Source organism: Myxococcota bacterium, assembly GCA_039030075.1.
Classification (GTDB): Bacteria; Myxococcota_A; UBA9160; order UBA9160; family SMWR01; genus JAHEJV01.
This window is the reverse complement of sequence record JBCCEW010000013.1, coordinates 86,729-110,671: the sequence shown is the minus strand read 5'-3', so window position 1 is coordinate 110,671 and position 23,943 is coordinate 86,729. Positions and strand designations below refer to the sequence as shown.

Sequence of the window (23,943 nt, the reverse complement as noted above, 5' to 3'; positions counted from 1 at the left end):
CCCGATCCCGACTTCAGTCGGTCACGAGACCATCGGCGAGCAGGGACACGACGCGGTCGAGGGGCTCGGTGTTGCCTCGCGCGCGAGAGAGGATCAACGCCCCTTCGATCGCGCTGACGGCGTGGAGGGCGGTGCTGGCGGCATTGGACTCGGGCAGGCCGTGGCGCTGAAGGATCTCACGGGTGATCTGGATCCAGCTGTCGAAGCCGGCTGCGCAGGTGTCGCCCAGCTCCGGGATGCCGGGCGCCGTCTCCAGTGCGACCGTGGCAATCGGGCAGCCCTCGCTGAAGTCGGAGCCACGCAACGCACCGGCGTACGCTTTCCCGAGCCGCCGAACGAAGTCGGCCGGAGAGGTCGAGGCGACGCCCGCGGCCTGGATCCAGTCGCGGACCGCGGCGTTCGCCAATTCGATGGCCTGGCGCGCCAGGTCGACCTTGCCGCCGGGGAAGTAGTGGTAGAGAGAGCCGCGGGGACCGCCGCTCTCGCGCACGACATCGAGCATCGACGTCCGTTCGTAGCCGTGGCGGCGGAACAGTCGCACGGCCGCTTCGAGCATGGCGCGCTTCTGATGGGTGTCGACGCGGGGCACCGCTTCTCCGGTTCGAAGGGGCGATTCGAGGCCGCACGGCCCTCGAGGACACCGCCCCGGCCGATCCCGCGGCGGGAGCCTGGGAAGAACGGCCTTGATTCGTTCTATGTAGTATGACATACATACGAACGCGCGACATCCCTCGCGCCCTGCGCCCGCTCGGAGCCTCCCCATGCAACAGCTCCAGTTCCTCGGGCCGCGCCAGTACGCCTGGCGCGATGTCCCCGAGCCGAAGCTCGACTCGAACGAGGCCGCCCTGCTGCGCCCCCTCGCCGTGGCCCGCTGCGATCTCGACCTCTATATCGGGCTCGGCCAGATCCCGCGGCGCGCTCCGTTCGCCGTGGGGCACGAGATGGTGGCCGAGGTGCTCGACGTCGGGGACGCGGTGACCACGTGTCGGCCGGGCGACCGCGTCTGCGTTTCCTTCCAGATCCACTGCGGGCGCTGCGGGCCGTGCCAGGCCGGGCGGCCGAACGCATGCGACGCCGTCCCCTTCGGCGCCAACTACGGCCTCGGTCGCTGCGGGGGCATCGACTTCGGAGGCGCTTTCTCGGACGTGCTGCGTGTGCCCTTCGCGAACGCCATGATCGTGCGCCTCCCGGCGGACGTGGACGTGGCCGCAGCCGCGCACCTGGCCGACAACGCCGCCGATGGGTATCGCACCGTCGCGCCTCACTTGCGCGACGAACCGGGCGCCGCCGTGTTGGTCGTCGGCGGTCTGGCCCAGAGCGTCGGACTCTTCGCAGCCCAGGCGGCACTCGGGCTGGGCGCCGAACGGGTCGTCTATGCCGATGCAGACCCGGGGCGTCTGGCATTGGCGGAGCGCCTCGGTGTAGAGCCGCGCGAGGTGTCCCTCGCCGCCATGCCGAACGCGGAAGCCGTGTTTCCGATCGTGGTCGACGCCTGCACCCTCGAGCCCGGCCGCCGCTTCGCGATCGACTCGACTGCGCCGGGCGGGATCTGCACGAGTGTCTCGAACGGCACCGAGGCGATGGCCGAGCTGCCACTGCTCGAGATGTACAAGCGCGGCGTTCGCTACGAGATCAGCCGGGTGCAGTCGCGACCGATGCTCGAGGAGATGCTGGGCCACGTCTGCGCGGGCCGCTGGGACCCCGGAGCGCTCGTCACGAAGCGGGCGTGCTTCGAAGACGCGGCGGAGCTCCTCACGGATCCCGCGCCCAAGCTGCTCTTCTCTCGCGCGTCCGTCCTTCCCGAGACGCCGGCGCAGGAGCTCGCGCGATGAGCGGCTACGCGAGGTTCGTGGCTGCTACGGCGCTCGTGTTCGGATTGACGGGGGGCCTGGCCGCGCCGTCGGGCGCCGAGCCCGCGGCGTCGCCACGCGTCGTGTCGATCGTCAAGGTGAAGACCCCTTGGTATGCGCCGCGCTTCTTCGTTCGCTGGCGCTTCGAGGCCGCGGCCCCGCGCTACGCGGAGATCCCCGGTCTCGAGCGGAAGTTCTTCACGATTGCCGACTCGGGCGAGCTGGGGGGAATCTATCTGTGGCGCGACCGGGCCGCCGCAGACGCGTTCTACGACGCCGCCTGGCACGCCGACATCGCCGCGCGCTACGGAGAACCGGCTTCTCTCGAGATCGAGGAATCGGGTGACCAGGTGTCGGGGCAATCACGAACCGACGTGCCGGCCGCCGTGCGGACGGACACGACTTTCGTCGCCGTCGTGATGCGCAGTGCCGCCGTGACACCCGCCGTCGATACCCCCGGGCTCGTTCATCTCTACGGGTGGGGCCGACCGGGAGCCGGCGGTTCGATCGCGCTCTGGGAGGATCGGGCGTCGGCCGAACGCTTCTTCGCGCCACAGGGGGGCGTTCCGTCCAGCGCGGAGTTCTTCGAGGCTCCGGTGATCCTCGAGGTGGCGCCCGCCCATTAGGCAGGGCCGGGGCCGCGCCGAACGTCCCGAGGGGCGTTCCCGCAGGGCGCGAAAGCGCTTGAATCCGCCGCATGCCGTTCACGTCCATCGCGGTCGTGAGCCAAGCATCCCACGCTGCAGAACGAAGTGCCGTCCGCCTCCGAAGGATGGCGGGGTGGGCGCTGTGCGCGGTGGCCATCGCGTTGCCCGCAACCGCCCGTTACGTGAAGAACCTCGACGTGGCCGTCGACACGCCGGTATACGCGCTCCCCGTGGAGGCCACCGTCCCCGACGCGCCCCTCCACTACGTGCTCCGCTGGGCCGGCCTCCCGGTGGCGACCGCGTCGATCGAAATGCACGCGCTCGAGCGCGACGGCAGTGTGCGGATGGAGGGCTTCGGGGCCACCCATCCGGTGCTCGACTGGATCTACCCCTACCGTTTCTGGGGAGACGCGCGCGTGGCGACCGCGCCATTCGGCCCGGATCGATTCACGATCGACGAGTGCAAGAACCGTCGACACGATCGCACCGAGGTGCGCTACGCGTCCGGCGGACCCGACGTCGGCTCGATGCACGGCACTCGGCACCGCAAGGGGCGCGTCAAGGAGTACAGGTACCAGTCGGACAACGCGTTCGACATCCCGACCGCGACGTTCCTGCTGATGAACCTGGACTACACCGAGGGCGCGACCTACGAGCTCGACACCTTTACGGGGAAGAGTCGCTACCTCCTTCGCGCACGCGTAGCGGGACGCGAGGAGCGATCCTGGTCGGGCACGTCGCACGCCGTCTGGCGTCTGGAGCTCTCGACCCGCGAGCTCACCGACGACGACGAGGACGATCAGCGTCATCGAGAGACCCAGGCATGGGTGACGGAAGAGCGGCCGCGCCGGCTGCTCTACGCCAGCAGCCAGACCTTCGTCGGAGCGATCACGATCGAGCTGTCTCCCGCCGGTGACTCGCCGGGCTCACGCGTGACGCCCCGTCCGTCCGTACCGGGCATGCCCTGTCGGTAGGCGATCGGGCGCGGGCCCCCCTCGAAAATGGGGTGCAAGTGAGCTTGCGGTCTCGTTCCGATCCGCAACTTGGCTTCGCAAGCGGTTCCCCTAGGGCTATATTGCCGTCATGGCGGGAAATACAGCGACGTTGCCGGCGGAGCCCCTGAAGTTCGAACGGGTCCTGCTCCTCGAAGACAACGTGCCGCTGCGTCGCGCGATGGTGAAACTCGTCGAGCGGTGGGGCGCCGAGGCGCTCGAAGCGGGTACCTCCGCCGAGGCGCTCGCGCTCTTGCATCACCACCCGGACCTGATCGTGGCCGACATCTGTCTTCCGGATGGATCCTCGATCGACGTGCTCAAGGCGACGCTCGATATGTCGCCCGAGCCGCTGAAGATCGGCATCTCCGGTGCGGCGAGCATGGACGAGGCGTTCGCGCTGCCGGGTCTTGGCGTTCAGGAGTTCCTGTCGAAGCCCTTCAAGCTCGAAGAACTCGAGCAGGTCGTCATGCGCGCTGCTACGAGCGCCCCGGAGATCTCGCACCACGCGCGGGCAGCCGTGGGCAAGGTTCCGATGAAGGAATTTCAGAATCGCGTGCGCAACAACATGATCGACCAGGCGCTGGCGATGACCCAGGGCAGCAAGAGCGGTGCCGCTCGTCTGCTGGATATCTCGCGCCAGGCGGTGCAGCAGATCGCGCGCGATTGGCCGCCGAAGCCCGGCTCCGACCCCGGTCCGCGGCGACGCGAGAACTCCTAGAAGTCTCGCGCTTCGGGCGCTGGCGCCGACAGCAGTGCCTCGACGCGCTCGAGAAACTCCCTCGGCGCGAAGGGCTTGGCGAGGAACGGCAGGTCCGGCGCGACCTGTTTCAGCGCATCGTCGTTGAGATGGGCCGACATCACCAGGATTCGCGTGTTCGGTAGCTCCGCTCGCAGGTGATCTGCGAGATCGACGCCGCTCATCCGCGGCATCACCGCGTCGGTGATGACGAGGTCGAAGGGCTCTCGACGCGCGATCTCCAGCGCTTCCACGCCATCTCCCGCTTCTTGTACGAAGCAACCCGCGGACGTCAGCACCCGTTGAACCGCGGCGCGCAGAGGCGCCTCGTCGTCGACCAGCAAGATGCGGGAGCCTCGAGGCATCCGATGGCTGGTAGCCGACACAACCGGGGCATCGCTCGGTTTGGCTGCACTGGGCCAGTAGAGGTCGAAGCGGGCGCCGTGCCCTGGCTCGCTGGCGAGTCGGACGTATCCCCCCGCCTGACTCACGATGCCGTGGACGATCGAGAGCCCGAGGCCGGAACCGCTATCGGCTTTGGTCGTATAGAAGGGGTCGAAGGCGCGGTCGCGGGCTTCCGGGGTCATGCCGACGCCGGTGTCGGTGACCGAGAAGCACACGAACTCGGAGGACTCTTCGAAGGGCGAGGCCAGGTTCAGCTGCACCAGCTGGTCCCGAGTGACGATCGCCGTCTCCATGCGCAGCCGGCCGGGTCCGGGCATCGCGTCGGCGGCGTTCATGGCCAGGTTCAGAAGGATGCGCTGCAGCTGGTCGATGTTTCCCAGGATCGGGAGCTCTGCGTCCCCGAGCGCGACCTCGAGCTCGTGTTGGGGACGCAGGATGCGTCGCAACAGCGCGACGTTCTCGCGGATCACCTGGTTGAGGTCGATCACGTCGAGGCGCGCGTGGCTTCGGCGCCCGAGGGTGAGCAGCTCCTGGGTCAGCGTCGTGGCCTGGCGCTGTGCTTGCTGGATGTAGCGGATCTCCTCGCGGAGCTCGCTCTCCTCGGGAAGGCCGTCGTGAATCAGGTCTGCGTAGATGCCGATCGTCGTGAGCAGGTTGTTAAAGTCGTGCGCGACGCCTCCGGCCAGTCGTCCCACGGCCTCGACCTTGTGCTGGACGCGGAGCTCCTTCTCGAGGCGACCGCGGGTCTCGCTCTCCTCGCGGAGCCTGCGGTTCGCAGAGGTCAGGGCCGCTGTGCGTTCTTCCACGAGAAGCTCGAGGCTGCGTTCGAACGCGCTCTGGGATCGAATCCGTACGTATGCGAAGGCGAACACCGGGAGTGGACCCGCCCAGTACGCGACCTTTCGCGGGTCGGCCTCGGCGACGTAGAGTGCGAGCGCGGCCGCGGTGGCGCAGGAGGCGTACAAGAACAGCACACGCTCACGTCGCACGAACAGTACGGTCATCATCAGTGCCATCGAAGATCCGACCGCATAGAACGGCTGCATCTCGCTCTGGTGGGCGAGCAGCATGAAGTGCAGCGTCACCAGGCCAGAAACGAGAATCGTGGCGTCGTGCTGCGCCATGTCGCGGAGTCGTCCCGTCCGCACGAGCCAGGCGATCGCGAGGAATACTCCGCTGATCGCGAGCCAGGGCCAGAGCGGGGCGGCGCCGCCGGGGGACAGAAAGCGCCAGCAGGGGTAGGACAGGCCCGCGAGGAAGTAGATCCTCGCATCGAGCGCCGCGTGCCGCGGGCCGAAGTGGTGCTGGGAGTCTGGTTTCGCCGTTTCCACGACCCTTCCCCGTAGACCGCGACATGGTAGTCGCTCCCGACGGGAATAGGGCGCGGAATCCGGCTCTGCTCTCCCTAGGCGGGGTCGGGCGCCATCCAGCCGAAGCCCGGCGGAACCGGCACGCCGTCTCGCAAGCGCTCCATGACCCGCTCTCGGTGCAGTCCGATCGCGTTGTTGGCGGGCACGTCTTTGAAGAGCGAGGCGGCGATCATCGGCAGGAGTGCGCGTGCGATCTGCACTCCCATCGGGCCCATCTTCGCCCGAAGGTATGCGACGTGTCCAACCTCGTCGATCCAGATCTCGGTAAGCAGAGAGCGGACGCGCTCTTCGACCTCCGGCTCCTCAGAAAAGTGTTCGACGCTCTCGAGCAGAAGCTGGAACACCACGCTGCCGAGGACTTCACCCGCGAAGATCGGAATCCAGCGCAGTCGATCCGGGAGGTACATCATCCAGTTGATGATTACTCGCTGGTGCCACGACGGGGATCGCCGCTCCGGTTCGAGACCACACACCCGGCACATCTCGTCGAGAATGCGCGTGTGGTAGCGCTCCTCGAACATGAGGTGCATGTAAAGCGGGTTCTCGCTCGCGCGATGGGGCCGCTTAGAGAAAGCGTCGAGCTCCACCTCGACCCCGTAGGACTCGCCCACGTTGGCGAGAGCCGCTGAGACCAGCAGAGAGGTTCGCTCGTCGAGCGGTGGACTCCCGGTCTTGCGGACGTGCTGATAGAAGGCCGCGTCGTCGACGTCTCCTGTCCACCGCACAGGCTTGTCTTCGAGCTCTTGAAGGTACGACTCGCGATGGGCCAGTGTGAACGCATCGACGTCGATCGGCCCGTCGCGCTCCTCGAGGAACGCCTGGTAATCGGCGAGGTGCTGCTCCCGCTCAGAGTTGCTGAGGACGCGGAAGGGGTTGAATGTCTTCTGGGTTCGTTCGGACATAGCGGCTTCTCCGTTCCGGTCGGGGGATGGGGTGTTCACCGATCCGGGCTGCGAGTCGCGGCCCGTAGAGATCGAGGGCGTTCTGGGAGAGCAGTCGACGCGCGAGGTCGGCATCGATCCCGGGGCGCTCGGCCACCAGGGCGACACAGTTCTCGAGCGTCGCGTCCCAGTGTCCGTAGTCGACGGCGAAGCAGGGGATCTGCCGAGCCGCTGGGCCGAGGGCGCGCTCCAGGTAGAGCGGCGCCGGGTCGTCGGGCTCGAGGGAGGCAAAGATCTGGCCGCGCGCGAGGTACTCCGTCGGGTCGCGCGGGAGCCGCGGGTGCTCGTTGCGGAACGCTTCGATCTCGTCCCGTGACGCCCGATCGTCGCGCTCCCGGGACAGCACGTTGCGGACCTGGCGCACCTTCCGCCAGAGACCGAGTTCTCCCGCGCAGTCACGCTCGCGTGCGAACTCGCGGACGAAATCCTTGATCGAAGGCTCGACGGAAGGGTCGAAGTGCAAGATGCGCTTCTCCCAGTGCTCGTGGAGGCTGTGCATCAGGTCCGGGAGCCAACCCACGCCGGCTTCGAGGAATCCGAAGCGCAGCTTCGGGAAGGCTTCGAGAGTTCCGTCGAAGATCAGCTTCGCGAGCGCCATCTGCTGCATGGAACGATTTGCGAACACATGCACCAGCGTGAAGCTGTCGAGCTGGTCCGAACTGCCGCCGGCCAGCTGCATCCCGGGCGCGCCGTGCAGCCCGATCGCGACGTCGAGGCGCTCGGCCTCGGCGAGGATCGGCGCGAAGTCGGGGTGCGAGAGCGCCTTCGGGACGCGGAGCTTGGGGAACGCCTCGGGCGCGTCGGGGTGGGGCGCCGGTACGTGGGGCGCCATGGTCACGCCGACCATACCGAGCTCTTCGACGCAGCGGCGCATCTCCTCGACGGCGGCGGTCGGATCCTGGATCGGGAGCACGGCGATCGGGTGCAAGCGATCGCTGTGCGCCCGGGTGTCGGCGTCGATGTAGTCGTTGTAGGCGCGACACAGGGCCACCGCGAGTTCTCGGTCGATCAACGCGTTGAACGCGAGCGGAACCGAGCCGTAGATCACCTGATGATCGATCCCTTCGCGCTCCATGTGCTCGAGACGAATGCGGTTGAACAGGCCGCCCAACGTGGTCTCGGCGTGGTAGGGGCGATAGGTGCCTTTCCCGTAGCCCTCGATCTGCAGGAAGGTGCGATCGAACTCGGGCTTTCCAGTGACCGGGTCGGCATCGCGGATCTGAAAGCGCTGCTCTCCGTAGCGATCACGAAGGATCGAGATGCGAGCCCGGTACGGTCTTTCGATGAAGTCGAAGAAGACAGGGGGGTTCTCGCATTTGTGGCTGTCGGCGTCGATGACGGTGAAACCCTGGAACACGTGCGGCCCTCCCAACCGAGTTATCGCCAGCACGCAACTCGACTTGAGAGAGATGCGACCCTCGTCATGAATTCATCGACGGAAACCCCGGTCTTTGCGTTGTCTCCACCACGCAAGGAAGCTTGCGTATGTGCCGGCGCGAGTCGAGAATGCCCGCGAGACTCCCGGGCGGGCGGGCTGCGCGGTTCGCTGGAGCAAGAAAAGGGGACTGCTGTGAAGACTCTCGCGTTGATCGTCCGCAAGCCTGGCCTCGAACGTGAGGCGTTTCGGGACCACTACGAGCAGGTCCACGCGCCCCTGGCCATCGAGACGGTGTTGGAGGGCACGAAGCGCTACCTGCGGCATCACGTGGCCGAGGTGTGCGCTGGTGCGTTCGCCGCCGACGTCGTGACGTCCTTCTGGTACCACGGTCCGCAGGGTGCGCTCGACGTGCAGGCGCGACTACAGACCCCGGTCGGCGAGAGGATCCTGCAAGACGAGGTGTCGTTCATGGACCGGCCGGCGAACACCTTCTTTGCGGTCGAGGAGCGCTGGGTGGAGGAGGCGTCGGTGGGAAGCGATGGCACCCGGGTGCTGGCGTTGGTGAAGCGGGCGGGGGGTGAGGCGGCCGCCGATTTCGTGGCCGAGTACGAGTCGAAGTTCCTGTCCGGGCTGCTCGACACCGCCGCCGGACCGCGCGCGTGCCTGCAGAACCGCGCGCTCGGGAGTGACCCGGCCTACGACCTCGTGACGGAAGTGCACGCCACCGAGGTCGACGCGGGCGGGTTGGCCGCCTGGCACCAGGAACTGACCGCGCGCGGAGCCCAGGCGGCCATCGTGCGGGTGACCGAGCACGAGAGCGTCTTGCCCTGGTAGCCGCGTCGTCCCGGACGGGGCGTGTTGCACGGGTGGATTGGGAGCGGACCGCCCCGCCAGCTACCTTCCGACGCGCCGGCCGCATCGAAGTCGGGTGCGTGGGTGCAAGACGCAGTGCGCGTCGCTGGAGGTGTTCTCGATGCGGATTCCGAACACGGGAGACGGCACGAGCCGTCGTCGGTTCCTTCAAGGGCTCGCCATGCTGGGAGTGGGCGCGAAGACCCTGCTCCGATCGCGCGATGCCGGCGCGGCCGTGTACGCGGCGAAGAGCGCCGGCGGGGTCGGCACGCTCCCGCCGATGGCCTACCGAAACCTCGGGCGCACCGGCTTCCAGGCGAGCCGCCTGGTGTTCGGTTGTGGTGCGGCTCTCTCGCGCGGACGGAAGGACGAGTTGCTCGCTGCGGCGCTGGATGCCGGGGTCAACGTGTTCGACGTGGGCTTCCGCGGCTACTACCGCGACGCCGAGGAGAATCTGGCGCCGTTCCTGAAGAAGGCGCGCGATCGCGTCTTCTTGATCTCGAAGGCGATTCCGACGCGCGAGATCGCGCCCGATGAGACGGTGACCCCGGCGAAGGCGAAGGCGGCCGCAGACGCCTGGCTGGGATACATGGACGAGAGCCTGCGCGAACTCGGCGTCGACTCGGTCGACGCCTACTACGTGATGGGCGCGAACAACCCGAGCTTCATCCAGAGTGACGAGATCCAGACCGCGTTCGAGCGCGCGAAGGCCGCCGGGAAGGTCCGGCACCTCGGTCTCAGCACCCATCAGAACGCCGAGCAGGTCCTCGAGGCGGCGATCGCTTCGGGCGCGTACAGCCTGGCGATGATCGCGATCACGCCCGCCGGTTGGTACGACTGGGAGGACCGCGGGATCCTGCCCGGCACGAAGACGCTCGTCGGTTTGGGGCCGCTGCTCGATCGGGCTCGGGCGGCCGGGATCGGGCTGGTCGGCATGAAGGCCGGACGCTACCTGGCGGGGCGCAAGTTCCTCGGTTGGGGGAAGCCCGACGCCTTCGACGATCACTACGAGCAGGCCTTCCTCGAGTCGGGGTTGTCTCCGTTCCAGCGCAGCTACGCCTATGTGCTCGCCCACGGGCTAGACGTGGTGAACGCCGATATGCACTCGTTCGGTCACTTCGAGGAGAACTTCCGAGCGGCCGCCGAATCCACCCGTTTCTTCGCCTAGCGCGCTCTTCGAAAGGAACTCCCCTTGGTTGGATACGTCACTCTGGGAAGCAACGACCTCGACCGAGCCATCGCGTTCTACGACGCACTGCTCGAGACGTTGTCGATGAAGCAGATCATGAACGACGGGCGAATGGTGGTCTGGGCCAGCGACATGGGGAAGGGCATGCTGGCGGTCTGCAAGCCCTACGACGAACAGACGGCCACGGTGGGCAACGGCGTGATGGTCGCTCTCAATGCCGGGAGCGCGGAAGCCGTAGCCGCGGTCCACGCCCGCGCGCTCGAACTCGGCGCCAGCGACGAAGGCGCCCCGGGCCTCCGCGGCGGGATGGGGCACTTCGGCTACTTCCGGGACCACGACGGCAACAAGCTCTGCGCCTTCCATATTGGCGCGTGAGGTTGCGGCGCGTGAGACAGCGGCGCGTGCGCTGACGTCGAATCCAGAGCGGTAGGTCGGGGCGAGGTCCGCGGCGCTAGCGGAACGAGCGGGCGAAGAGCTCGTCGATGGCGTCCTTGCCGTGCGCCTCGAGAAAGCGGGTTCCGGTTCCGGTGAAGCGGGGCTGGGTGATCACGGGGGGCCGCTCGGTGGACTCCCAGGCGTCGCCGTTCCAGCGGAACCAGCCTTCTTTCAGCTGGTCGTACACGTAGAGCGGCTTGTTGCAAAGCTTCGCGAACTCGGCGCCCCAGCCGGTTCCGCCCTTGACCGTGTCGTCCTCGAGGATCCGACCCACCACGAAGATCTCGTGGCCGCTGTTGACCTGGTGCCAGATGCTCTGGAGCACGCGCCGGAATAGACGCGTGTCGCGGAACTCGCGGTGCATCAGCCGGCTGACGTAGGTCAGGCTGACGTCTCCCTGCTTGAGTTCGGGCTCGGTCAGCACGCGGATGCCCCGGGTGCGGGCGTCGTTGTGGCCCTCGAAGCTGAAGTTCACCTCGGCGACGCCGTGGCGCTCGGCGGCGGCGCCGAAGGCGGCTTCGGAACCGTTGGCTGCGCCACTGAACAGGATGCACTCTTCGGCCTTCATGGGGGTCTCCTGGCTGCCGGTAGGTTCGAGTCTGCACCATTCCGGGGCCCCCGGGCCAGCCCGGACGTGTCGGGGCCACGGGCCGGCTTGGAGTAGACTGGTCGGGCCCGCATGACGCGGTGAGGAGATCCGGATGTTGCATGCTGTTCGCTCGCGAGCGCTGGCCGGCGCGGTGGTGGGCCTCCTGACACTGGCCTGGGCCGGTCCGGCCGTGGCGGGCACCGGTCGCTACTGGACCGACAACCGGCCTTACTACGTCGAGGCGCTGAACAAGCTCAACCGCGGCTTCATCAACATCGCCACCGCCCCCACCGAGATCTACAGCCAGGCCTACAAAGAGGGTCTGCGGGCGAGCATCCACGGTGAGACCCTGCTGGACATTCCGGTGGGCACCACCACCGGTGGTTTCGTCGGTGTGGGCGCGATGTTCATCCGGTTCGGGCTGGGGACCTTCGACCTGGCGACGTTCTTCTGGCCGACGCGTCCCTGGATTCGTCCGGCCACGCCCGCAGCCGCGCTCGAAGACGTGCCGCCTCGTGCCATGGGAGTCGATCTCCCGGAAGGGCACCGCTAGTCGGCGTGGGAGACAGCGACGCGGGAGACGCCCGACGGCACGCGCCCGCGACCGGACGCAATACGGCGCCGATCCTCTCCGTGCTGGCGGACGCGCTCCCCGCGCAGGGGCTGGTGCTGGAAGTGGCGAGTGGGACCGGGCAACACGCCGTCGCCTTCGCGCGCCGTTTTCCCGGGCTCACCTTCCAGCCCACGGATCGCGACCCGACGGCGTTGGCCAGCATCGCGGCCTGGCGCGCCGATGCCGGCGTCTCCAACCTGTCCGCGCCACTTCGGCTCGACGTCGCCGAGCGCCCCTGGCCGGTCGAACGCGCCGATGCCGTCCTCTGCATCAACATGATCCACATCGCACCCTGGGAAGCGGCGCTGGCGCTGCTCACGGGTGCACGAGACTGTTTGGGATCTGCTGCGCCGCTCGTGCTCTACGGACCCTACCGGGAACACGGCGCCCACACGTCGGACAGCAACGCGGCCTTCGATGCGAGTCTGCGCGAGCGGGATCCGGCATGGGGCGTTCGCGATCAGGAGCACGTGGCAGCGGAAGCCGACGCCCGCGGGTTTGCCTTGGAGCGGGTGGTGCCGATGCCGGCGAACAACCGCGCGCTGGTGTTTCGGCGCCAGTCGGACGCGTGAGACCTCAGGCCGTGACCAATGCGGTGGCGTGCGCGGGCCCGCGCACGCGGATCCACGCGACCAGCGAGGTCGCCACGACGCCCAGGCCCAGCACCAGGCCCCACCAGATCCCCGCGAGACCCCAGCCCTGGGAGAACGCCAACCAGGCGCCGAGGGGAAGGGCGAGGCACCAGTAGCTGACCAGGTTGAAGATCATCGCCGGTCGTACGCGTCCCATCCCACGCAGGATTCCGCAACCGACGGCCTGGGTGCCGTCGAAGATCTGGAAGGCCGCGGCGATCGGCAGGATCGCCGACGCGGCCTCGAGCACGACCCGCTCCGTCGTGTAGATGCGCGGCAGAACGTCGCGGAGCAAGACGAAGGTCAAGGCCGCGAGGCACATGAACGCCGCGCCCATGGCCAGCGAGACCCAGGCGGCCCGCTGCGCCGTGCGTGGATCTCCCGCGCCGATCCGGTTGCCGACCCGGGTGGCGGCTCCCTGGGCGAGACCGAGGGGCACCATGAACGAGAGCGCGGCCATGTTGATCGCGATCGTGTGTGCCGCGAGGGGGACCTCGCCCAGGCGCCCCGCGAGCAGGGCGGCGGCCTGAAACGCCCACATCTCGAAGGACACCTGGAGCCCGACCGGGAAGCCGATCCGCAGGAGTTGGGCGATGCGACGCGGGTTCCAGGTCTCGCGCGACCAGGGGACCCAGGCTCCGCGATGCAGCCCGAACCCCAGCGTCCAGACCAGGAGACCGACGAAGCTCAGGATGCGCGTGGCCGTGGTGGCGATGCCGGCGCCGTAGAGGCCGAGGGCCGGGAATCCGCCGTTGCCGAAGATGAACATCCAGTTGAACAGCACGTTGAAGCCGTTCGCGATCAGGATCACCCACAACGCGGCGCGCATGTGCTCGCGGCCCTGAAGGTACTGGCGCAGCGCGGCGTAGGTCAGGAAGAACGGGATCCCCAGAATCTGTACGCCCGTGTACTCGTGGGCGAGCGCGACCAGGCGCGGGTCCTGGCCCGTCGCCAGCAGGAAACGATCGGTGTAGAGCCAGGCGATCGCGATCGGTACCGACAAGAGCAGCGCGAGGATCAGGCCGGTCTGCAGCGCGCGTCCGGCGCGGTCTCCATCGCCTGCCCCGTGGGCCTGCGCGACGACCGGGTCGAGCCCCATCAGGATCCCGTTCGCGAGCATCAGCGTCCCGAAGATCCACACGTTCGCGAGGGCGGCCGCGCTGAGAGCCTCGACCGAGACGCGTCCCACCATGACGGTGTCGACGAACCCGAGCATCATCGTGGACAGCTGGGTGGCCGCGACGGGAACCCCGAGAACCGCCATCTTGCGGATTTCCTGGCGCAGGGTTCCCTGCTGTGGCGCGGGCATCGGCCGTCTCCCTGGGCGACGCGGGCGGGCCGTCGCGAGCCCGGAAACGTAGGCCAACTCTCCCCGTCGGCCCTGGTCCTCTACCGAGGGAAAGGCTACTGAGAGGCGATGCACAGACCGGCGCGCGACTGGACCGTTGGCCTGCTTCTCCTCGCCCTCGGGTGCGGCGAATCCATCGATCCCGCCGAGTACCAGGTGCAGGAGAGTCCCGAGATCGAACCCGTGGCGTGCGATCACCGCGACCCCGGGCGGCGGGCCTTCTTCGGCGACCTCCACGTACACACGGCCCTGTCGAGCGATGCCACGGGCTACGGGGTGCGGGTGCGGCCGACCGAGGCCTATGGCTACGCCTTCGGGGATCCGATCCTGCTCCCGCCGAACGACGACGACGGCAAGGGAACCCGCGAGGTGCGGATCGATCGTCCCCTCGACTTCGCCGCGCTCACCGACCACGCCGAGTTTCTGGGCGAGCAGCGCCTGTGTCAGGATCCCGAGTCCGAGGTCTACGATCGCGAGTTCTGCGTGGCGATTCGCACCAGCACGACGCCCATCGACAACCCGCTGGCGATCCAGATCATGCACCCGTTCCCCTCGCGCGACGAGGAGGTGTGCGGACCGGAAGGCGTGCGCTGCAAGACGGCGGTGTCCGAAGCCTGGCGAGAGACGATCGCCGCGGCCGAAGAATGGAACGACACCACGGCCGCGTGCCGTCGCACCACCTTCATCGGCTACGAGTACAGCTCGTTTCGCCTGGGATCGAACCTCCATCGCAACGTGATCTTCGCGACTCGCCAGGTCCCGTCCCGACCGATCAGCTACCTCGAGGCCACCCGTGAATGGGAGCTCTGGGAGCTGCTGCGCGACGTGTGCGTGGAGCCCGAAAACGGCTGCGACGTCCTGGCGATTCCCCACAACTCGAACATCTCGAACGGACGCATGTTCTCGGTCGACTATCCGGGGGCCGGCAGCGTCGCCGCCCAGGCCGAGCGTGCGCGCCTGCGCGCGCGAATCGAGCCGATCGTCGAGGTGATGCAGCACAAGGGCGATTCCGAATGTCGCGTCTCGATCGACGGCGTCCTGGGCGCCGAAGACGAGCTGTGCGCCTTCGAGAAGTTCGAGGACCTGGCCTTCCAACGACTCGGCGACGAGCTGCCGGGTACGTGCTGGGACGGCACGATCGGGGATTCGATTCCGCGTCTCGGGCCGAGCTGTCTCTCGCCCCGCAGCTACGTGCGCTACGCGCTCACCCAGGGCGTGGCCGAAGAGGCCCGGATCGGAGTGAACCCCTTCCGCTTCGGGCTCACCGCCAGTACCGACACCCACAACGGCATGGCGGGCGGCGTCGAGGAGCGCAGCTACCCGGGCCACCTCGGAACGGCCGACGGCGTCCTCGACGGGCGGCTGGCCGCCGAGCCCGGGCGGATGGGGAATGCGTCGAACGGTCCCGGCGGTCTGATCGGCGTCTGGGCCGAGGAGAACTCGCGGCCGGCGCTGTTCGCTGCGATGCAGCGGCGTGAGGTCTTCGGCACCAGCGGGCCGCGGATCCGGCCCCGCTTCTACGCCGGCTGGGACTACACGGACGACCTCTGCGACGCGGCCGACCGGCTCGATCAGGCCGAGGCCGGGGGCATTCCGATGGGCGGCGTGTTGTCGCCTTCGCGCACGGGCGAGCCGCCGACCTTCGCCGTGTGGGCGACCCGCGACCTGGGTACGGCGCGCGCGCCCGGCGGTCTCTTGCAGCGGATCCAGATCATCAAGGGCTGGGTCGACGACGACGGCGAGCTCCATCAGCGGGTGATCGACGTTGCTGGCGGTCCGAACCGCGCCGACGTGGACCCGGAGACGTGTCAGCCGCGCGGGAAGGGCGCGCGCACGCTCTGTGGAGTCTGGCGCGACGCCGACTTCGACCCGGACCGGGGGGCGGTGTACTACGCGCGCGTCCTCGAGAACCCGAGCTGCCGCTACACGACCTGGCAGTGCCTCGACCTCCCGGAAGACGAGCGGCCGTCCGCGTGTGATGACGCAGTCCTCGCCGCTCCCCAGCAGGAGCGCGCCTGGACGTCCCCGATCTGGTACCCGGACCCGGGCGCTAAGGGCTGACGCTCGGACGCGTCGCTTCGCCCGCGCCGATCCGGAACTGGTCGATCTGGATCTCGGTGCCCAGATCGGCGTAGTCTCCGTCGGATCGCGCACTTCGGAACTCGGCCCAGGAGACGTCGCGGAACCGCGGTGACTCCGAATCGACGAGGGGTCGGCACACCGTCGCGTAGTTCGGGTTCCAGAAGAACGGCGCGCTGTACCGATCCTGGTCCGGGTTCGCGAGCACCCGATGGATGGGGGAGACGAAACGATCGTTGCTCCAGACCTGAAGCATGTCGCCGAGGTTCACCGTCAACGCGTCGGGCACCGGCGGCACGTCGTAGATCGCGCCGTCGCGCGCGACCTGGAGCCCGGCGACACCGCTCTGGAGCAGCAGCGTGAGCGCTCCTGCGTCCGTGTGATGGTGTACGCCGAGCTCGCCTTCCTGGGGAACCAGCGCAGAGTCCGGGCGCGCCGCCCGTGAGCAGGGGCGGTACCGGTTCAGACGCAGGAAGCTGGTGTGGGCGCTGAACTCGGCATCGAGAGTGTCAGCGGGCAGATCGAGCGCCCGGCAGAGGGCCCGGGTGAGGCCGCGAGCGATGGGCTCGCACGCGTCGCGATAGGCGAGCAGCGCCGGCTTCCAGGCGAGGGCACCGGCCCGGAACTGGTTGCGGCCGTCGCTGTGCTGTCCCCGGCGCTCGAAGCCGAAGTCGAAGATCTCCTTCCAATCGCGTCGGTTCTTCGTCAGCTCGGCGTCGTGGTAGCCCCAGGCGTTCTCGGCCGAGCGCCGCATCGATGCGAGTTCGGCGGCGGGCAGTGCGAAGAAGGCGCGGAGCGCCTCCTCGAAGATCGCGCGCGTCGCGTCCGGGATGCCATGTCCCACGACGTGGAACAGACCCCACTCCGCGCAGGGTCGCGCGATCTCGGCGGCTACCTGCTCGAGGGCTGCAGCGTCGCCGCGGAGCAGGCCTTCGAGATCGACGATCGCGGCCTCGGCTTCCATCGCAAGGCGGAGGATATCAGCCGAGTGGCGCGGCGTCGGCTAGCGCTTCGGCTTCCAGCGGATCGTGACCTGGCGCTTCCCGAACTGCTTCGCGGCGTGGAGGTCGGTTCCCATGTAGACGTCGATGCGCTTCTCCCAGCGCCAGTGGAGCTTGTCGAGGACCTTGTAGCGGCCCGGAAGCCCGTCGATCTCGACCTCGACACCCCGCGTGAGGCCGAGGTCGAGAAGATCGCGGGACACCGCGATGGCGCGCATGCCCGGCTCCAGCCGGTCACCCCAGGCCGCGATCGAGGGGTCGCCCTCGGTCTGGCCCGGCAGGGAGTTGTAGGCGGTCGCGGTGACCCGCAGCTCCTGGACCTCGCCCCCTGCCGGCCCGGCGAAGGCACATCCGAGGGCGAGCAGGAGCGGGATCAGGATCGGTGAGTTTCGAGCCGTCATGTCCACCTTGACGGCAGAACTCGGCTCCCACTGTAGAGTCTCTTTTCGGGCGCATGGCCGGAGCCCGAAGAACATGAGCGAAGACGAAGACTTCCAGGGTTTCGACGAGCCGGTGGTGATTCCCATCGAGGAGTCCATCGACCTCCACTACTTCCCGCCGCGTGACGTGGGAGACATCGTCGACGCCTATCTCGAAGCCGCGCGCGAGCGCGGCTTTCGCGAAGTCCGAATCATCCACGGGCGCGGCAAGGGCGTGCAGCGCCATCGGGTGCACCGTCATCTCGCGCGCAGCCCACACGTCGTCGCCTTCGAAGAAGCGCCCGCCGACCGCGGCGGCTGGGGCGCGACCCTCGCTCGGCTGCACCCGCCCGAGGCGCCCGCGCCGGGCGGCGGCGATCCCGACGAGCCCGAGGCGAACTAGTCGGCCGAGGTGAGCCGGGGAGTCTCGATCAGCTCGAGGCAGGTGCCGTCCGGGTCTCGAAAGAAGACCGCACGCAATCCATCGATCGGAATCTCGGGACCCATCTCGAGCCAGCACGGGCCCGAGTGCTCGACGCCGAGGCGATCGAGTTCGCGACATCCGGCTTCGGCGTCGGCCACGAGGTAGGCGATCCGGAACCAGCCGAGTCGATTCGCATCCGTGGCCGGCGCGCCGACCGGCGTCGGGTCGAGCCACTCGAGCAGGTCGATGACGAGGTCCGGCTGGCCCGGAAGCCCCAGGAAGTCCGCGCGAAACCGGACGGGTCCGCGTTCGCCGAAGCCGAGGCCCTCGCCCCCGACCGGGCCCGGCGCGCAGCGCGGCATCAGCGGCGCGAGGCCGAGCACCTCCTGGTACCAGCGGGACGACGCGTCGAGGTCGCGGCAGTTCACGTTGACGTGGAGCAGGCGCAGGTCGCCGGGCTGCTCGATGAACTCGACGCAGGCGCCGTCCGGGTCGCGCACGCAAAGAAAGCGCGCCTCCAGATCCCCGACGCCGAGATGCATCGAGGCCGGCGGCGCCAGGGGCGGGTGCCCTCGCTGGCGCAGCGTGGCGTCCAGGGCCGCGAGGTCCGGGTGCGCGAGGCAGAGACGGTAGATGCCCAGGGTATGCGGATCGCGCGCGGGTGCGCCGACGGGCGTCGGCGTCTTCCACTCCAGGAGATCGATGGCCGGGCCGATGGCGCCGCGCGCGTCGTGCAGGAGATGCGCATCCCACTGCACTTGCCCGGGCAGACCGAAGCCGCGCCCTTCCTGGGGCAGGGGCGCTGTGTGTGAGACGGGCGTGAGCCCGACGACGTCGCGATAGAAACCTACCGATCGCTCGAGGTTCGAGCAGTTGACGTTGGTGTGGACGGTGGAAAGAAGGTCGAGGGACATCGGTGCGTGTCTCTTGGGTGGGCTCGGGGAGCGCGCTCAGGCGCGGCTCTCGAGCAACGCCAGGGCGTTCTCGCGCAGGATGGCGGCGCGCACGTCGGCGCGTCCTTCGGTGGTGATCAGCACCTTCGCATGGGTCGCGGCCAGGTGGTACCAGGGCCAGTCCGTCCCGAAGAGCATGCGCCGACCACCCGTACGCTCGATCATCTCGTGCAGATGCGACACGCCTTGTCCGTGGATGCCGAGCCAGGCGTTCTCGTGGCGCAGGGCGAGCTCGAGGAAGCCGTCCGCGTCGCGCGCGCCTGAGTGGCCGAGCACGAAAGGGAGCTCGGGGAACTCGGCGAGCGCGGCCTCGTAGTGACGCGGCAGCGCGTAGCCGTGCAGCGACTCGGGCTCGACGCCGGCGCGTCCCGCGTGGAAGAAGACGATCAGTCCGAGGGAGCGACAAAGGTCGTAGATATCGAAGAGGCTGGGATCATCCGGGTAGAAGCGCTGCATCGGGGGATGGAGCTTCACCACCCGCGCGCCGGCCGCCGCGTAGCGCTCGAGACGTTCGAGTCGGTCTCCGTCGTCCGGGTGCACGGAGGCCCCGAGCGAAAGCCGGTCCGGGACGTCAGCCACGTCGAGGGCTTCGCGCCACCGCTCGTTCAGGTCGTCGCCGAAGGGCCAGCCGAAGCGGATCGGCAAGAGGACCGCGCGCTCGACGCGGATGGCGTCCATCTCGGCGAGCAGGTTGGGGATCGTCTGGGTCTCGGCCTTGTCGCTGCCCCAGAGTCCCTGGGCCAACGACTCGGAGCGCAGGTCGCTTTCGCCTTCCTCGCCGAAGTTGCCGTTGATGTAGATGTCGAGGTCGAGTTCGCAGCCCGGGTTCTGTCCGTCGCAATCGAGCAGGTGGATCACCCGATCGTGTCTGCGTTGGAGGTCGATGTCGGGGGCGAACAAGGTCGAGATCCCGAGGTGGCAGTGGAAGTCGATCGCCTGCGGGATCGACGCGTCGCGACACACCAGCTGTCCCTGTTCATCGAGTTCGTACCAGGGAAGCTCGGCCAGTCCGCGGTAGCCGGCGTAGCGCTGCTGGCCGTAGGGCCCGCGCCCGCTCGCCGCGCTCTCCTGCTCCCGTTGGCGAACCAGCTCGGCCGCGTCTTCCGCCGTGTATCGCTCGGGCGCGTGTCCGCCGCAGCCGGGCCAGGCGAGGGAGACCGAAGCGGCCCCGAGTCCCTTCATGAACGCGCGTCGTCCGAAGCGGTGGTGCATGGGCGCAGCATAGACCGGGCGCGCGCGATTCTCTGCCGTGGCGTCTCCCGGTGTTACGGGTGCTTGACGCGGCTGCGGTCGCAACCGACGATCCGGGCTCGGTGCGCGCTTCGAGGCGCAAGGAGGAGGAACCGGTGAATCACGCGACCCACGACCCGATGCAGTGCTCCCGCGGACGAAGCACCCGCGCGCTGCGCCTGCTGCAGGCGCTCTGCGCGGTCACGCTCCTGGCGGCCGTGGGCTGCGCCACTGCGGTTCCCGGCCCGCACGTCACGCCCGCGAGTGCGGAGGTCCTGTGGATCACCGATGTCGCGGTTCTCGACGTGGCGACGGGACGCCGCACCGGGTTCCGCGACGTGACCGTGCGCGACGGCAAGATCGCCGCGATCGATGCCGCCGGTCGCGGCCGCGCGCCGGGCGGCGCGACCCGGATTGCCGGGGCCGGCGCCACGCTGATCCCGGGCCTCGTCGACATGCACGGGCACATCAACTCGAATCCGGCGCCGCCCTGGGAGGGAGGCTTCCCGGATCCCGAGGCGATGATGGCCGGCTACCTGTACACGGGGGTCACCACGGTCTTCGACCCGGGCGACGGCAGTGGGTCGGCGGTGTCCCGCCGCGAGGCCGTCGCGCGGGGAACGCAAGTCGGGCCTCAGATCTTCACGGCCGGTCCGGTCCACACAGCACCGGACGGTCATCCCGTGGCGCTGGTGCGGGCCTTCGTGCCGGGCTGGCTCGCCTGGTACGTGGAACCGCGGGTCGCGGTGCAGCTCGCGACGGTGGAGGAGGCGCGCGACGCAGCCCTCGACATCGCCGACGCCGAGGTCGACTTCGGGAAGATCGTGATCGACGCGATCCCGCTCGATGCGCCTCGCTTGGCCCGCGACGTGGCGGCGGCCTTCGTGACCGAGGCGGAGTCGAAGGGCATTCGCACCGTCGCCCACATCGGCACGACCGAGGACGCCATCGACGCCGCCGAGGCGGGCGTCGCCGCGTGGGTACACGGTGTCTACAAGGAACGGATTCCCGATACCGAGATCGCACGCCTCGCCGGCTACGGCATTCCCATGGTCGCGACCACCGAGGTCTTCGACAACTATGCACGGCTTCGTCTCGGGCCGCGGGAGGCGATCGCGATCGAACGCGAGATCGCCACGGCGGAGCGGCTCGCCTCCTTCTATCCGATTCCGGCCGAGTTCCAGGCGGGAGCGCTCGACTCGTGGCAGGAGCTCAATCTCGAGGCGTACCAGCAGCGGGTGCGGGTCGACAACGTGCGGCGTCTGCACCGCGCCGGTGTGACGATCCTGGCGGGGAGCGATACGCAGAGCGGGGTGTTCCCCGGAGCGGGTCTGCACCGGGAGCTCGCGCACCTCGTCGAGGCGGGGCTGACGCCGACCGAGGCGATCCGCGCGGCGACGCTCGGGCCGGCGCAGTTCCTGGAGGACACGGACGCGCCGAGCTTCGGCAATGTGGCCGTGGGGCAGCGCGCCGACCTGGTGCTGGTGGCCGGGGACCCGACCACCGACATCGGCGCCGTCTCCCGGATCCGCGAGGTCATCCAGGCCGGGCGGCTTCTCGAGCGCGTCGCGGTCGGGGCGCGCTAGCGCTCCCCCGCTTCAGGCCGCTACGCGCCGGGCTGATCCACGTAGATCGGCGAAGACCAGGCACGCTCCTCGGTCTTCGCGAGACAGTCGTCCTCGTTCGGTCGACCGAAGCAGGGATTCACCTCGATGCAGCGCCCGTTGGTGTCACGCTTGCAGCCGAGCGGGTCGGCTCCGACCGCTTCGCTCTCGGCTTCGATTGCACGGACGTAGTAGACGGCGTCGCGGCCGCTCGTCGCGTACTCGGGATCGGAGAACGCCTTCACGCAGCCGTTTCCGTCGCCACGGCAGGGCAGCACGCGCCACGGGTCCTCGATGCGGTCTCCGACGTCGCCGTCGGATCCGGGCCGGATGCGGACGACTTCGATGCGCGTGATCGATCGGCGCTGGTCGCTCGGGTGGTAGCACTCGCCCTGGCAGAGCCGGTCGACCCGATCACCGAGGGCATCCAGCGCATCCGCCGGGCAGCCGGGCTTCTGCTCGAAGGAGCCCTGGGCGCGCACCTGGAAGATCGGCGGCTCGCCGAGGCGCGCTTCCGAGCCCATCGGGGCGGGGCCGTCGGGCCCATTCAAGAGGTCGAACCACAAGAGGATGCGCGGGCCGCTGGTGCCGTAGACCTCCTTGCGATCGAGGGCCTGCCAGATCGCGTCGCGATCGCGTCCGTCGGCGTGCACCGCGGCGAGGCCGCCGTTCAGGAAGAAGGAGGCGCCGCGCTCGGTCTCGAAGCCGGCGAAGGGCGTGTCTCCCGGTCCTGGCGTGTAGGGGCGGGCGCGCGACTCGGGCGGTCGCTCGATCGGCGTTCCGATCGGCGTGTCCACGAACGAACCGAACCGAGCCTCGGTGAACTCGGCGCGCGACACTTCCTTGTAGCCGGTGCCGGGCCGCGACGAGTGGTTGTCGCTCGATGCAATGAAGCCGAAACGGAATCGCTCGGGATCGCTGTCCGCGTCTTCGAGCGAGAGGATGTATTGGACCGAACTCTTCGGGCGGTAGTTGAACGAGGGCTGGAAGCAGTCGCGGCACTGGCCCGCGTCCTGCCAGTCGGCGACGGAGGTCTTGCCCACCACGACCTTGCCGCCATTGAACTCGGTCTCGAGGAAGAGCCGGCGTGCTTCGGCCGCGCGGCTCTCGCACTCCTCGACGGACTCGCCCTCGTCGAGACAGCGCGTTGCGATGATCTCGCCGGCGCGCCAGCACGAGGGCAGGAAGTCGCGAGTAGGAGCCGGGCACACCGGCGTGCCGTCGGCTTCGAAGACGACCTCGCGGAAGTCGCGGTACTCCTCCGAGTTTCCGTGCCCCGAGAACACCTCGATGATCCGCTGCTGGTCGGGATCGTGATGTTCGGGCGTGAGCTGCTTCTCCCACGACGAACCGGAGGGGGTGTAGAAGCCCCAGGTGGTGCCGTGGGGGATCACCATCGATGCGAGGCCCCATTCGCGGAGCTTCGCGAACAGGATGCCGGGCGTCGGGGCCGCCTCGCGGCAGTCGTCGGGGAGTTCGCGCACCGGGACGTCCGCCGGACAGTTGGGGATCCCGGTGGTCTCGGTCATGAAGCGCACGAAGTCGGAGCCCCCGTTCGCGTGGGCGCCCAGGGATAGGAAGCCCAGCAGGAAGGGCGAGACCTGGAAGTCCTCGAGGTCGCCGCGCCCGGGCGGGGTGCCGGCGGTGATCGGGAGGGTGGGGATCGCATCGTCGGCGAGGTCGCGGAGGACGACGTTCTTGTGGCCCCAGTGGTTCTCCGGCGTGGTGCCGACCTGGGTCCACTCCCAGCCGAGATAGGCGACGTGATCCGGGTTGGCGGCGTCGCCGGCCACCGCGTTGCACTGGCGGATCGAGTCGATCGTCTCGCTCCAGGCGCGCGGCGTCAGGGTGATGCCGTGGTCGCTGATCGACCAGAAGTCGAGGCCCGAGCAGTGGCGCGCGTAGTCGCAGGCGTCGGCGACCGGGTGGGCGCCGTCGCCGCCGGCCATCGGCAGGCTCAGCTGAAAGGCGTCGAAGGAGAAGGTGCTGTGGACGTGGAGGTCGCCGAACAGGATCTGCTTCGGCCGGGCGATTCCGAGGTCCTGGCCGGCCTGTTGGATCGCGGCCGCGCGGGCCGCGACCGTCTCGGGTGCGACCGCCGGGGCTTCGGGCGACCCCGCGTAGGTCGCGTCGCCGAAGACGCCGGTGCCGGCGACGTAGACGAGGGCCAGGGCGAGCACCAGAAGCACGACGAGACCGAGCACGAGGCGTTGCATGGCGAGATCCTCCGAACGGTTTCCTACCACTCGCCCG

23 protein-coding genes are annotated in these 23,943 nt (G+C 68.9%); 12 read left to right on the top strand and 11 right to left on the bottom strand.

The genetic code is table 11. The features are described 5' to 3' along the window. Window positions 1-13: 13 nt before the first annotated feature. Window positions 14-589, bottom strand: a complete 576-nt coding sequence (locus tag AAF430_15140; protein ID MEM7411566.1) for a TetR/AcrR family transcriptional regulator — start codon at window positions 587-589, stop codon at window positions 14-16. 172 nt (window positions 590-761) lie between these two features. Between AAF430_15140 and AAF430_15135 the strand changes: the two genes are divergently transcribed. From AAF430_15135 to AAF430_15120, 4 genes are all read left to right on the top strand, one after another. Then, entirely contained in the window at window positions 762-1,832 is a 1,071-nt protein-coding gene (locus tag AAF430_15135; protein MEM7411565.1) for an alcohol dehydrogenase catalytic domain-containing protein, read from the top strand. After that, window positions 1,829-2,476 (top strand): hypothetical protein, encoded by a 648-nt coding sequence (locus tag AAF430_15130; GenBank protein MEM7411564.1) that lies wholly within the window; start codon window positions 1,829-1,831, stop codon window positions 2,474-2,476. The genes AAF430_15135 and AAF430_15130 overlap by 4 nt, the downstream gene beginning before the upstream one ends. 146 nt (window positions 2,477-2,622) lie before the next feature. Then, on the top strand, window positions 2,623-3,471 hold the full coding sequence (locus AAF430_15125; protein ID MEM7411563.1) for a DUF3108 domain-containing protein: 849 nt from the start codon (window positions 2,623-2,625) through the stop codon (window positions 3,469-3,471). A 109-nt stretch (window positions 3,472-3,580) separates the two neighbouring features. Further along, window positions 3,581-4,210, top strand: coding sequence for a response regulator (locus AAF430_15120; GenBank protein ID MEM7411562.1), 630 nt, complete (start codon window positions 3,581-3,583; stop codon window positions 4,208-4,210). Here the strand turns inward: AAF430_15120 and AAF430_15115 are convergent. The 3 genes from AAF430_15115 to AAF430_15105 form a co-directional block, all read right to left on the bottom strand. Next, window positions 4,207-5,964 (bottom strand): response regulator, encoded by a 1,758-nt coding sequence (locus tag AAF430_15115; GenBank protein MEM7411561.1) that lies wholly within the window; start codon window positions 5,962-5,964, stop codon window positions 4,207-4,209. The two genes, AAF430_15120 and AAF430_15115, sit on opposite strands and share 4 nt — an antisense overlap. A gap of 74 nt (window positions 5,965-6,038) precedes the next feature. Further along, on the bottom strand, window positions 6,039-6,905 hold the full coding sequence (locus AAF430_15110; GenBank protein MEM7411560.1) for a hypothetical protein: 867 nt from the start codon (window positions 6,903-6,905) through the stop codon (window positions 6,039-6,041). Beyond that, the gene (locus AAF430_15105; protein MEM7411559.1) at window positions 6,850-8,301 is read right to left on the bottom strand and encodes an amidohydrolase family protein; all 1,452 of its coding nucleotides are present in this window, start codon (window positions 8,299-8,301) and stop codon (window positions 6,850-6,852) included. The genes AAF430_15110 and AAF430_15105 overlap by 56 nt, the downstream gene beginning before the upstream one ends. A 213-nt stretch (window positions 8,302-8,514) precedes the next feature. Here AAF430_15105 and AAF430_15100 point away from each other — a divergent pair, with 213 nt between their 5' ends. The 3 genes from AAF430_15100 to AAF430_15090 all read left to right on the top strand — a co-directional run bounded on the left by AAF430_15100 (window position 8,515) and on the right by AAF430_15090 (window position 10,738). Further along, entirely contained in the window at window positions 8,515-9,156 is a 642-nt protein-coding gene (locus tag AAF430_15100; GenBank protein MEM7411558.1) for an EthD domain-containing protein, read from the top strand. 139 nt (window positions 9,157-9,295) lie between these two features. Further along, window positions 9,296-10,342, top strand: coding sequence for an aldo/keto reductase (locus tag AAF430_15095; protein MEM7411557.1), 1,047 nt, complete (start codon window positions 9,296-9,298; stop codon window positions 10,340-10,342). A gap of 24 nt (window positions 10,343-10,366) precedes the next feature. After that, window positions 10,367-10,738: a VOC family protein gene (locus AAF430_15090; GenBank protein MEM7411556.1), complete on the top strand. Its 372-nt coding sequence runs from the start codon at window positions 10,367-10,369 to the stop codon at window positions 10,736-10,738. A gap of 76 nt (window positions 10,739-10,814) precedes the next feature. On the opposite strand, the gene AAF430_15085 is transcribed toward AAF430_15090, so the two are convergent. Beyond that, window positions 10,815-11,366, bottom strand: a complete 552-nt coding sequence (locus AAF430_15085) for a hypothetical protein (GenBank protein MEM7411555.1) — start codon at window positions 11,364-11,366, stop codon at window positions 10,815-10,817. A 133-nt stretch (window positions 11,367-11,499) separates the two neighbouring features. On the opposite strand from AAF430_15085, the gene AAF430_15080 reads away from it, so the two are divergent. Beyond that, complete coding sequence (locus AAF430_15080; protein ID MEM7411554.1) at window positions 11,500-11,940, top strand: hypothetical protein; 441 nt, start codon at window positions 11,500-11,502, stop codon at window positions 11,938-11,940. Between the two features lie 5 nt (window positions 11,941-11,945). Then, entirely contained in the window at window positions 11,946-12,572 is a 627-nt protein-coding gene (locus tag AAF430_15075; protein ID MEM7411553.1) for a DUF938 domain-containing protein, read from the top strand. 4 nt (window positions 12,573-12,576) lie between these two features. Here the strand turns inward: AAF430_15075 and AAF430_15070 are convergent, their stop codons facing one another. Beyond that, window positions 12,577-13,941 carry an MATE family efflux transporter gene (locus AAF430_15070; protein MEM7411552.1) on the bottom strand — a complete coding sequence of 455 codons (1,365 nt, stop codon included), beginning with the start codon at window positions 13,939-13,941 and terminating at the stop codon, window positions 12,577-12,579. 108 nt (window positions 13,942-14,049) lie between these two features. Here AAF430_15070 and AAF430_15065 point away from each other — a divergent pair, with 108 nt between their 5' ends. Then, complete coding sequence (locus AAF430_15065; GenBank protein ID MEM7411551.1) at window positions 14,050-16,041, top strand: DUF3604 domain-containing protein; 1,992 nt, start codon at window positions 14,050-14,052, stop codon at window positions 16,039-16,041. On the opposite strand, the gene AAF430_15060 is transcribed toward AAF430_15065, so the two are convergent. Together AAF430_15060 and AAF430_15055 are read right to left on the bottom strand one after the other, a co-directional pair. Continuing rightward, a complete protein-coding gene (locus AAF430_15060) occupies window positions 16,031-17,023 on the bottom strand; it encodes a 2OG-Fe(II) oxygenase family protein (GenBank protein ID MEM7411550.1) in 993 nt (330 codons plus the stop codon). The two genes, AAF430_15065 and AAF430_15060, sit on opposite strands and share 11 nt — an antisense overlap. A 39-nt stretch (window positions 17,024-17,062) precedes the next feature. After that, window positions 17,063-17,461 (bottom strand): hypothetical protein, encoded by a 399-nt coding sequence (locus tag AAF430_15055; protein ID MEM7411549.1) that lies wholly within the window; start codon window positions 17,459-17,461, stop codon window positions 17,063-17,065. A 73-nt stretch (window positions 17,462-17,534) separates the two neighbouring features. Here AAF430_15055 and AAF430_15050 point away from each other — a divergent pair, with 73 nt between their 5' ends. After that, window positions 17,535-17,882: a Smr/MutS family protein gene (locus tag AAF430_15050; protein MEM7411548.1), complete on the top strand. Its 348-nt coding sequence runs from the start codon at window positions 17,535-17,537 to the stop codon at window positions 17,880-17,882. Here AAF430_15050 and AAF430_15045 read toward each other — a convergent pair. Beyond that, on the bottom strand, window positions 17,879-18,817 hold the full coding sequence (locus AAF430_15045; GenBank protein ID MEM7411547.1) for a VOC family protein: 939 nt from the start codon (window positions 18,815-18,817) through the stop codon (window positions 17,879-17,881). The genes AAF430_15050 and AAF430_15045 overlap by 4 nt on opposite strands. A 36-nt stretch (window positions 18,818-18,853) precedes the next feature. Next, a complete protein-coding gene (locus tag AAF430_15040; GenBank protein ID MEM7411546.1) occupies window positions 18,854-20,068 on the bottom strand; it encodes an amidohydrolase family protein in 1,215 nt (404 codons plus the stop codon). A 134-nt stretch (window positions 20,069-20,202) separates the two neighbouring features. Here AAF430_15040 and AAF430_15035 point away from each other — a divergent pair, with 134 nt between their 5' ends. Then, window positions 20,203-21,672: an amidohydrolase family protein gene (locus AAF430_15035; protein ID MEM7411545.1), complete on the top strand. Its 1,470-nt coding sequence runs from the start codon at window positions 20,203-20,205 to the stop codon at window positions 21,670-21,672. 20 nt (window positions 21,673-21,692) lie between these two features. Here AAF430_15035 and AAF430_15030 read toward each other — a convergent pair whose 3' ends face one another. Next, window positions 21,693-23,906, bottom strand: a complete 2,214-nt coding sequence (locus AAF430_15030) for a DUF3604 domain-containing protein (GenBank protein ID MEM7411544.1) — start codon at window positions 23,904-23,906, stop codon at window positions 21,693-21,695. Window positions 23,907-23,943 lie beyond the last annotated feature (37 nt).

What these genes read in the sequence shown, in the direction of transcription:
- AAF430_15120 (MEM7411562.1), top strand. Translation starts at nt 3,581, where the DNA reads ATGGCGGGAAATACAGCGACGTTGCCGGCGGAGCCCCTGAAGTTCGAA.
- AAF430_15040 (MEM7411546.1), bottom strand. Translation starts at nt 20,068, where the DNA reads ATGCACCACCGCTTCGGACGACGCGCGTTCATGAAGGGACTCGGGGCC.
- AAF430_15055 (MEM7411549.1), bottom strand. Translation starts at nt 17,461, where the DNA reads ATGACGGCTCGAAACTCACCGATCCTGATCCCGCTCCTGCTCGCCCTC.
- AAF430_15085 (MEM7411555.1), bottom strand. Translation starts at nt 11,366, where the DNA reads ATGAAGGCCGAAGAGTGCATCCTGTTCAGTGGCGCAGCCAACGGTTCC.
- AAF430_15060 (MEM7411550.1), bottom strand. Translation starts at nt 17,023, where the DNA reads ATGGAAGCCGAGGCCGCGATCGTCGATCTCGAAGGCCTGCTCCGCGGC.
- AAF430_15050 (MEM7411548.1), top strand. Translation starts at nt 17,535, where the DNA reads ATGAGCGAAGACGAAGACTTCCAGGGTTTCGACGAGCCGGTGGTGATT.
- AAF430_15030 (MEM7411544.1), bottom strand. Translation starts at nt 23,906, where the DNA reads ATGCAACGCCTCGTGCTCGGTCTCGTCGTGCTTCTGGTGCTCGCCCTG.
- AAF430_15095 (MEM7411557.1), top strand. Translation starts at nt 9,296, where the DNA reads ATGCGGATTCCGAACACGGGAGACGGCACGAGCCGTCGTCGGTTCCTT.
- AAF430_15135 (MEM7411565.1), top strand. Translation starts at nt 762, where the DNA reads ATGCAACAGCTCCAGTTCCTCGGGCCGCGCCAGTACGCCTGGCGCGAT.
- AAF430_15110 (MEM7411560.1), bottom strand. Translation starts at nt 6,905, where the DNA reads ATGTCCGAACGAACCCAGAAGACATTCAACCCCTTCCGCGTCCTCAGC.
- AAF430_15080 (MEM7411554.1), top strand. Translation starts at nt 11,500, where the DNA reads ATGTTGCATGCTGTTCGCTCGCGAGCGCTGGCCGGCGCGGTGGTGGGC.
- AAF430_15125 (MEM7411563.1), top strand. Translation starts at nt 2,623, where the DNA reads ATGGCGGGGTGGGCGCTGTGCGCGGTGGCCATCGCGTTGCCCGCAACC.
- AAF430_15065 (MEM7411551.1), top strand. Translation starts at nt 14,050, where the DNA reads ATGCACAGACCGGCGCGCGACTGGACCGTTGGCCTGCTTCTCCTCGCC.
- AAF430_15130 (MEM7411564.1), top strand. Translation starts at nt 1,829, where the DNA reads ATGAGCGGCTACGCGAGGTTCGTGGCTGCTACGGCGCTCGTGTTCGGA.
- AAF430_15070 (MEM7411552.1), bottom strand. Translation starts at nt 13,941, where the DNA reads ATGCCCGCGCCACAGCAGGGAACCCTGCGCCAGGAAATCCGCAAGATG.
- AAF430_15045 (MEM7411547.1), bottom strand. Translation starts at nt 18,817, where the DNA reads ATGTCCCTCGACCTTCTTTCCACCGTCCACACCAACGTCAACTGCTCG.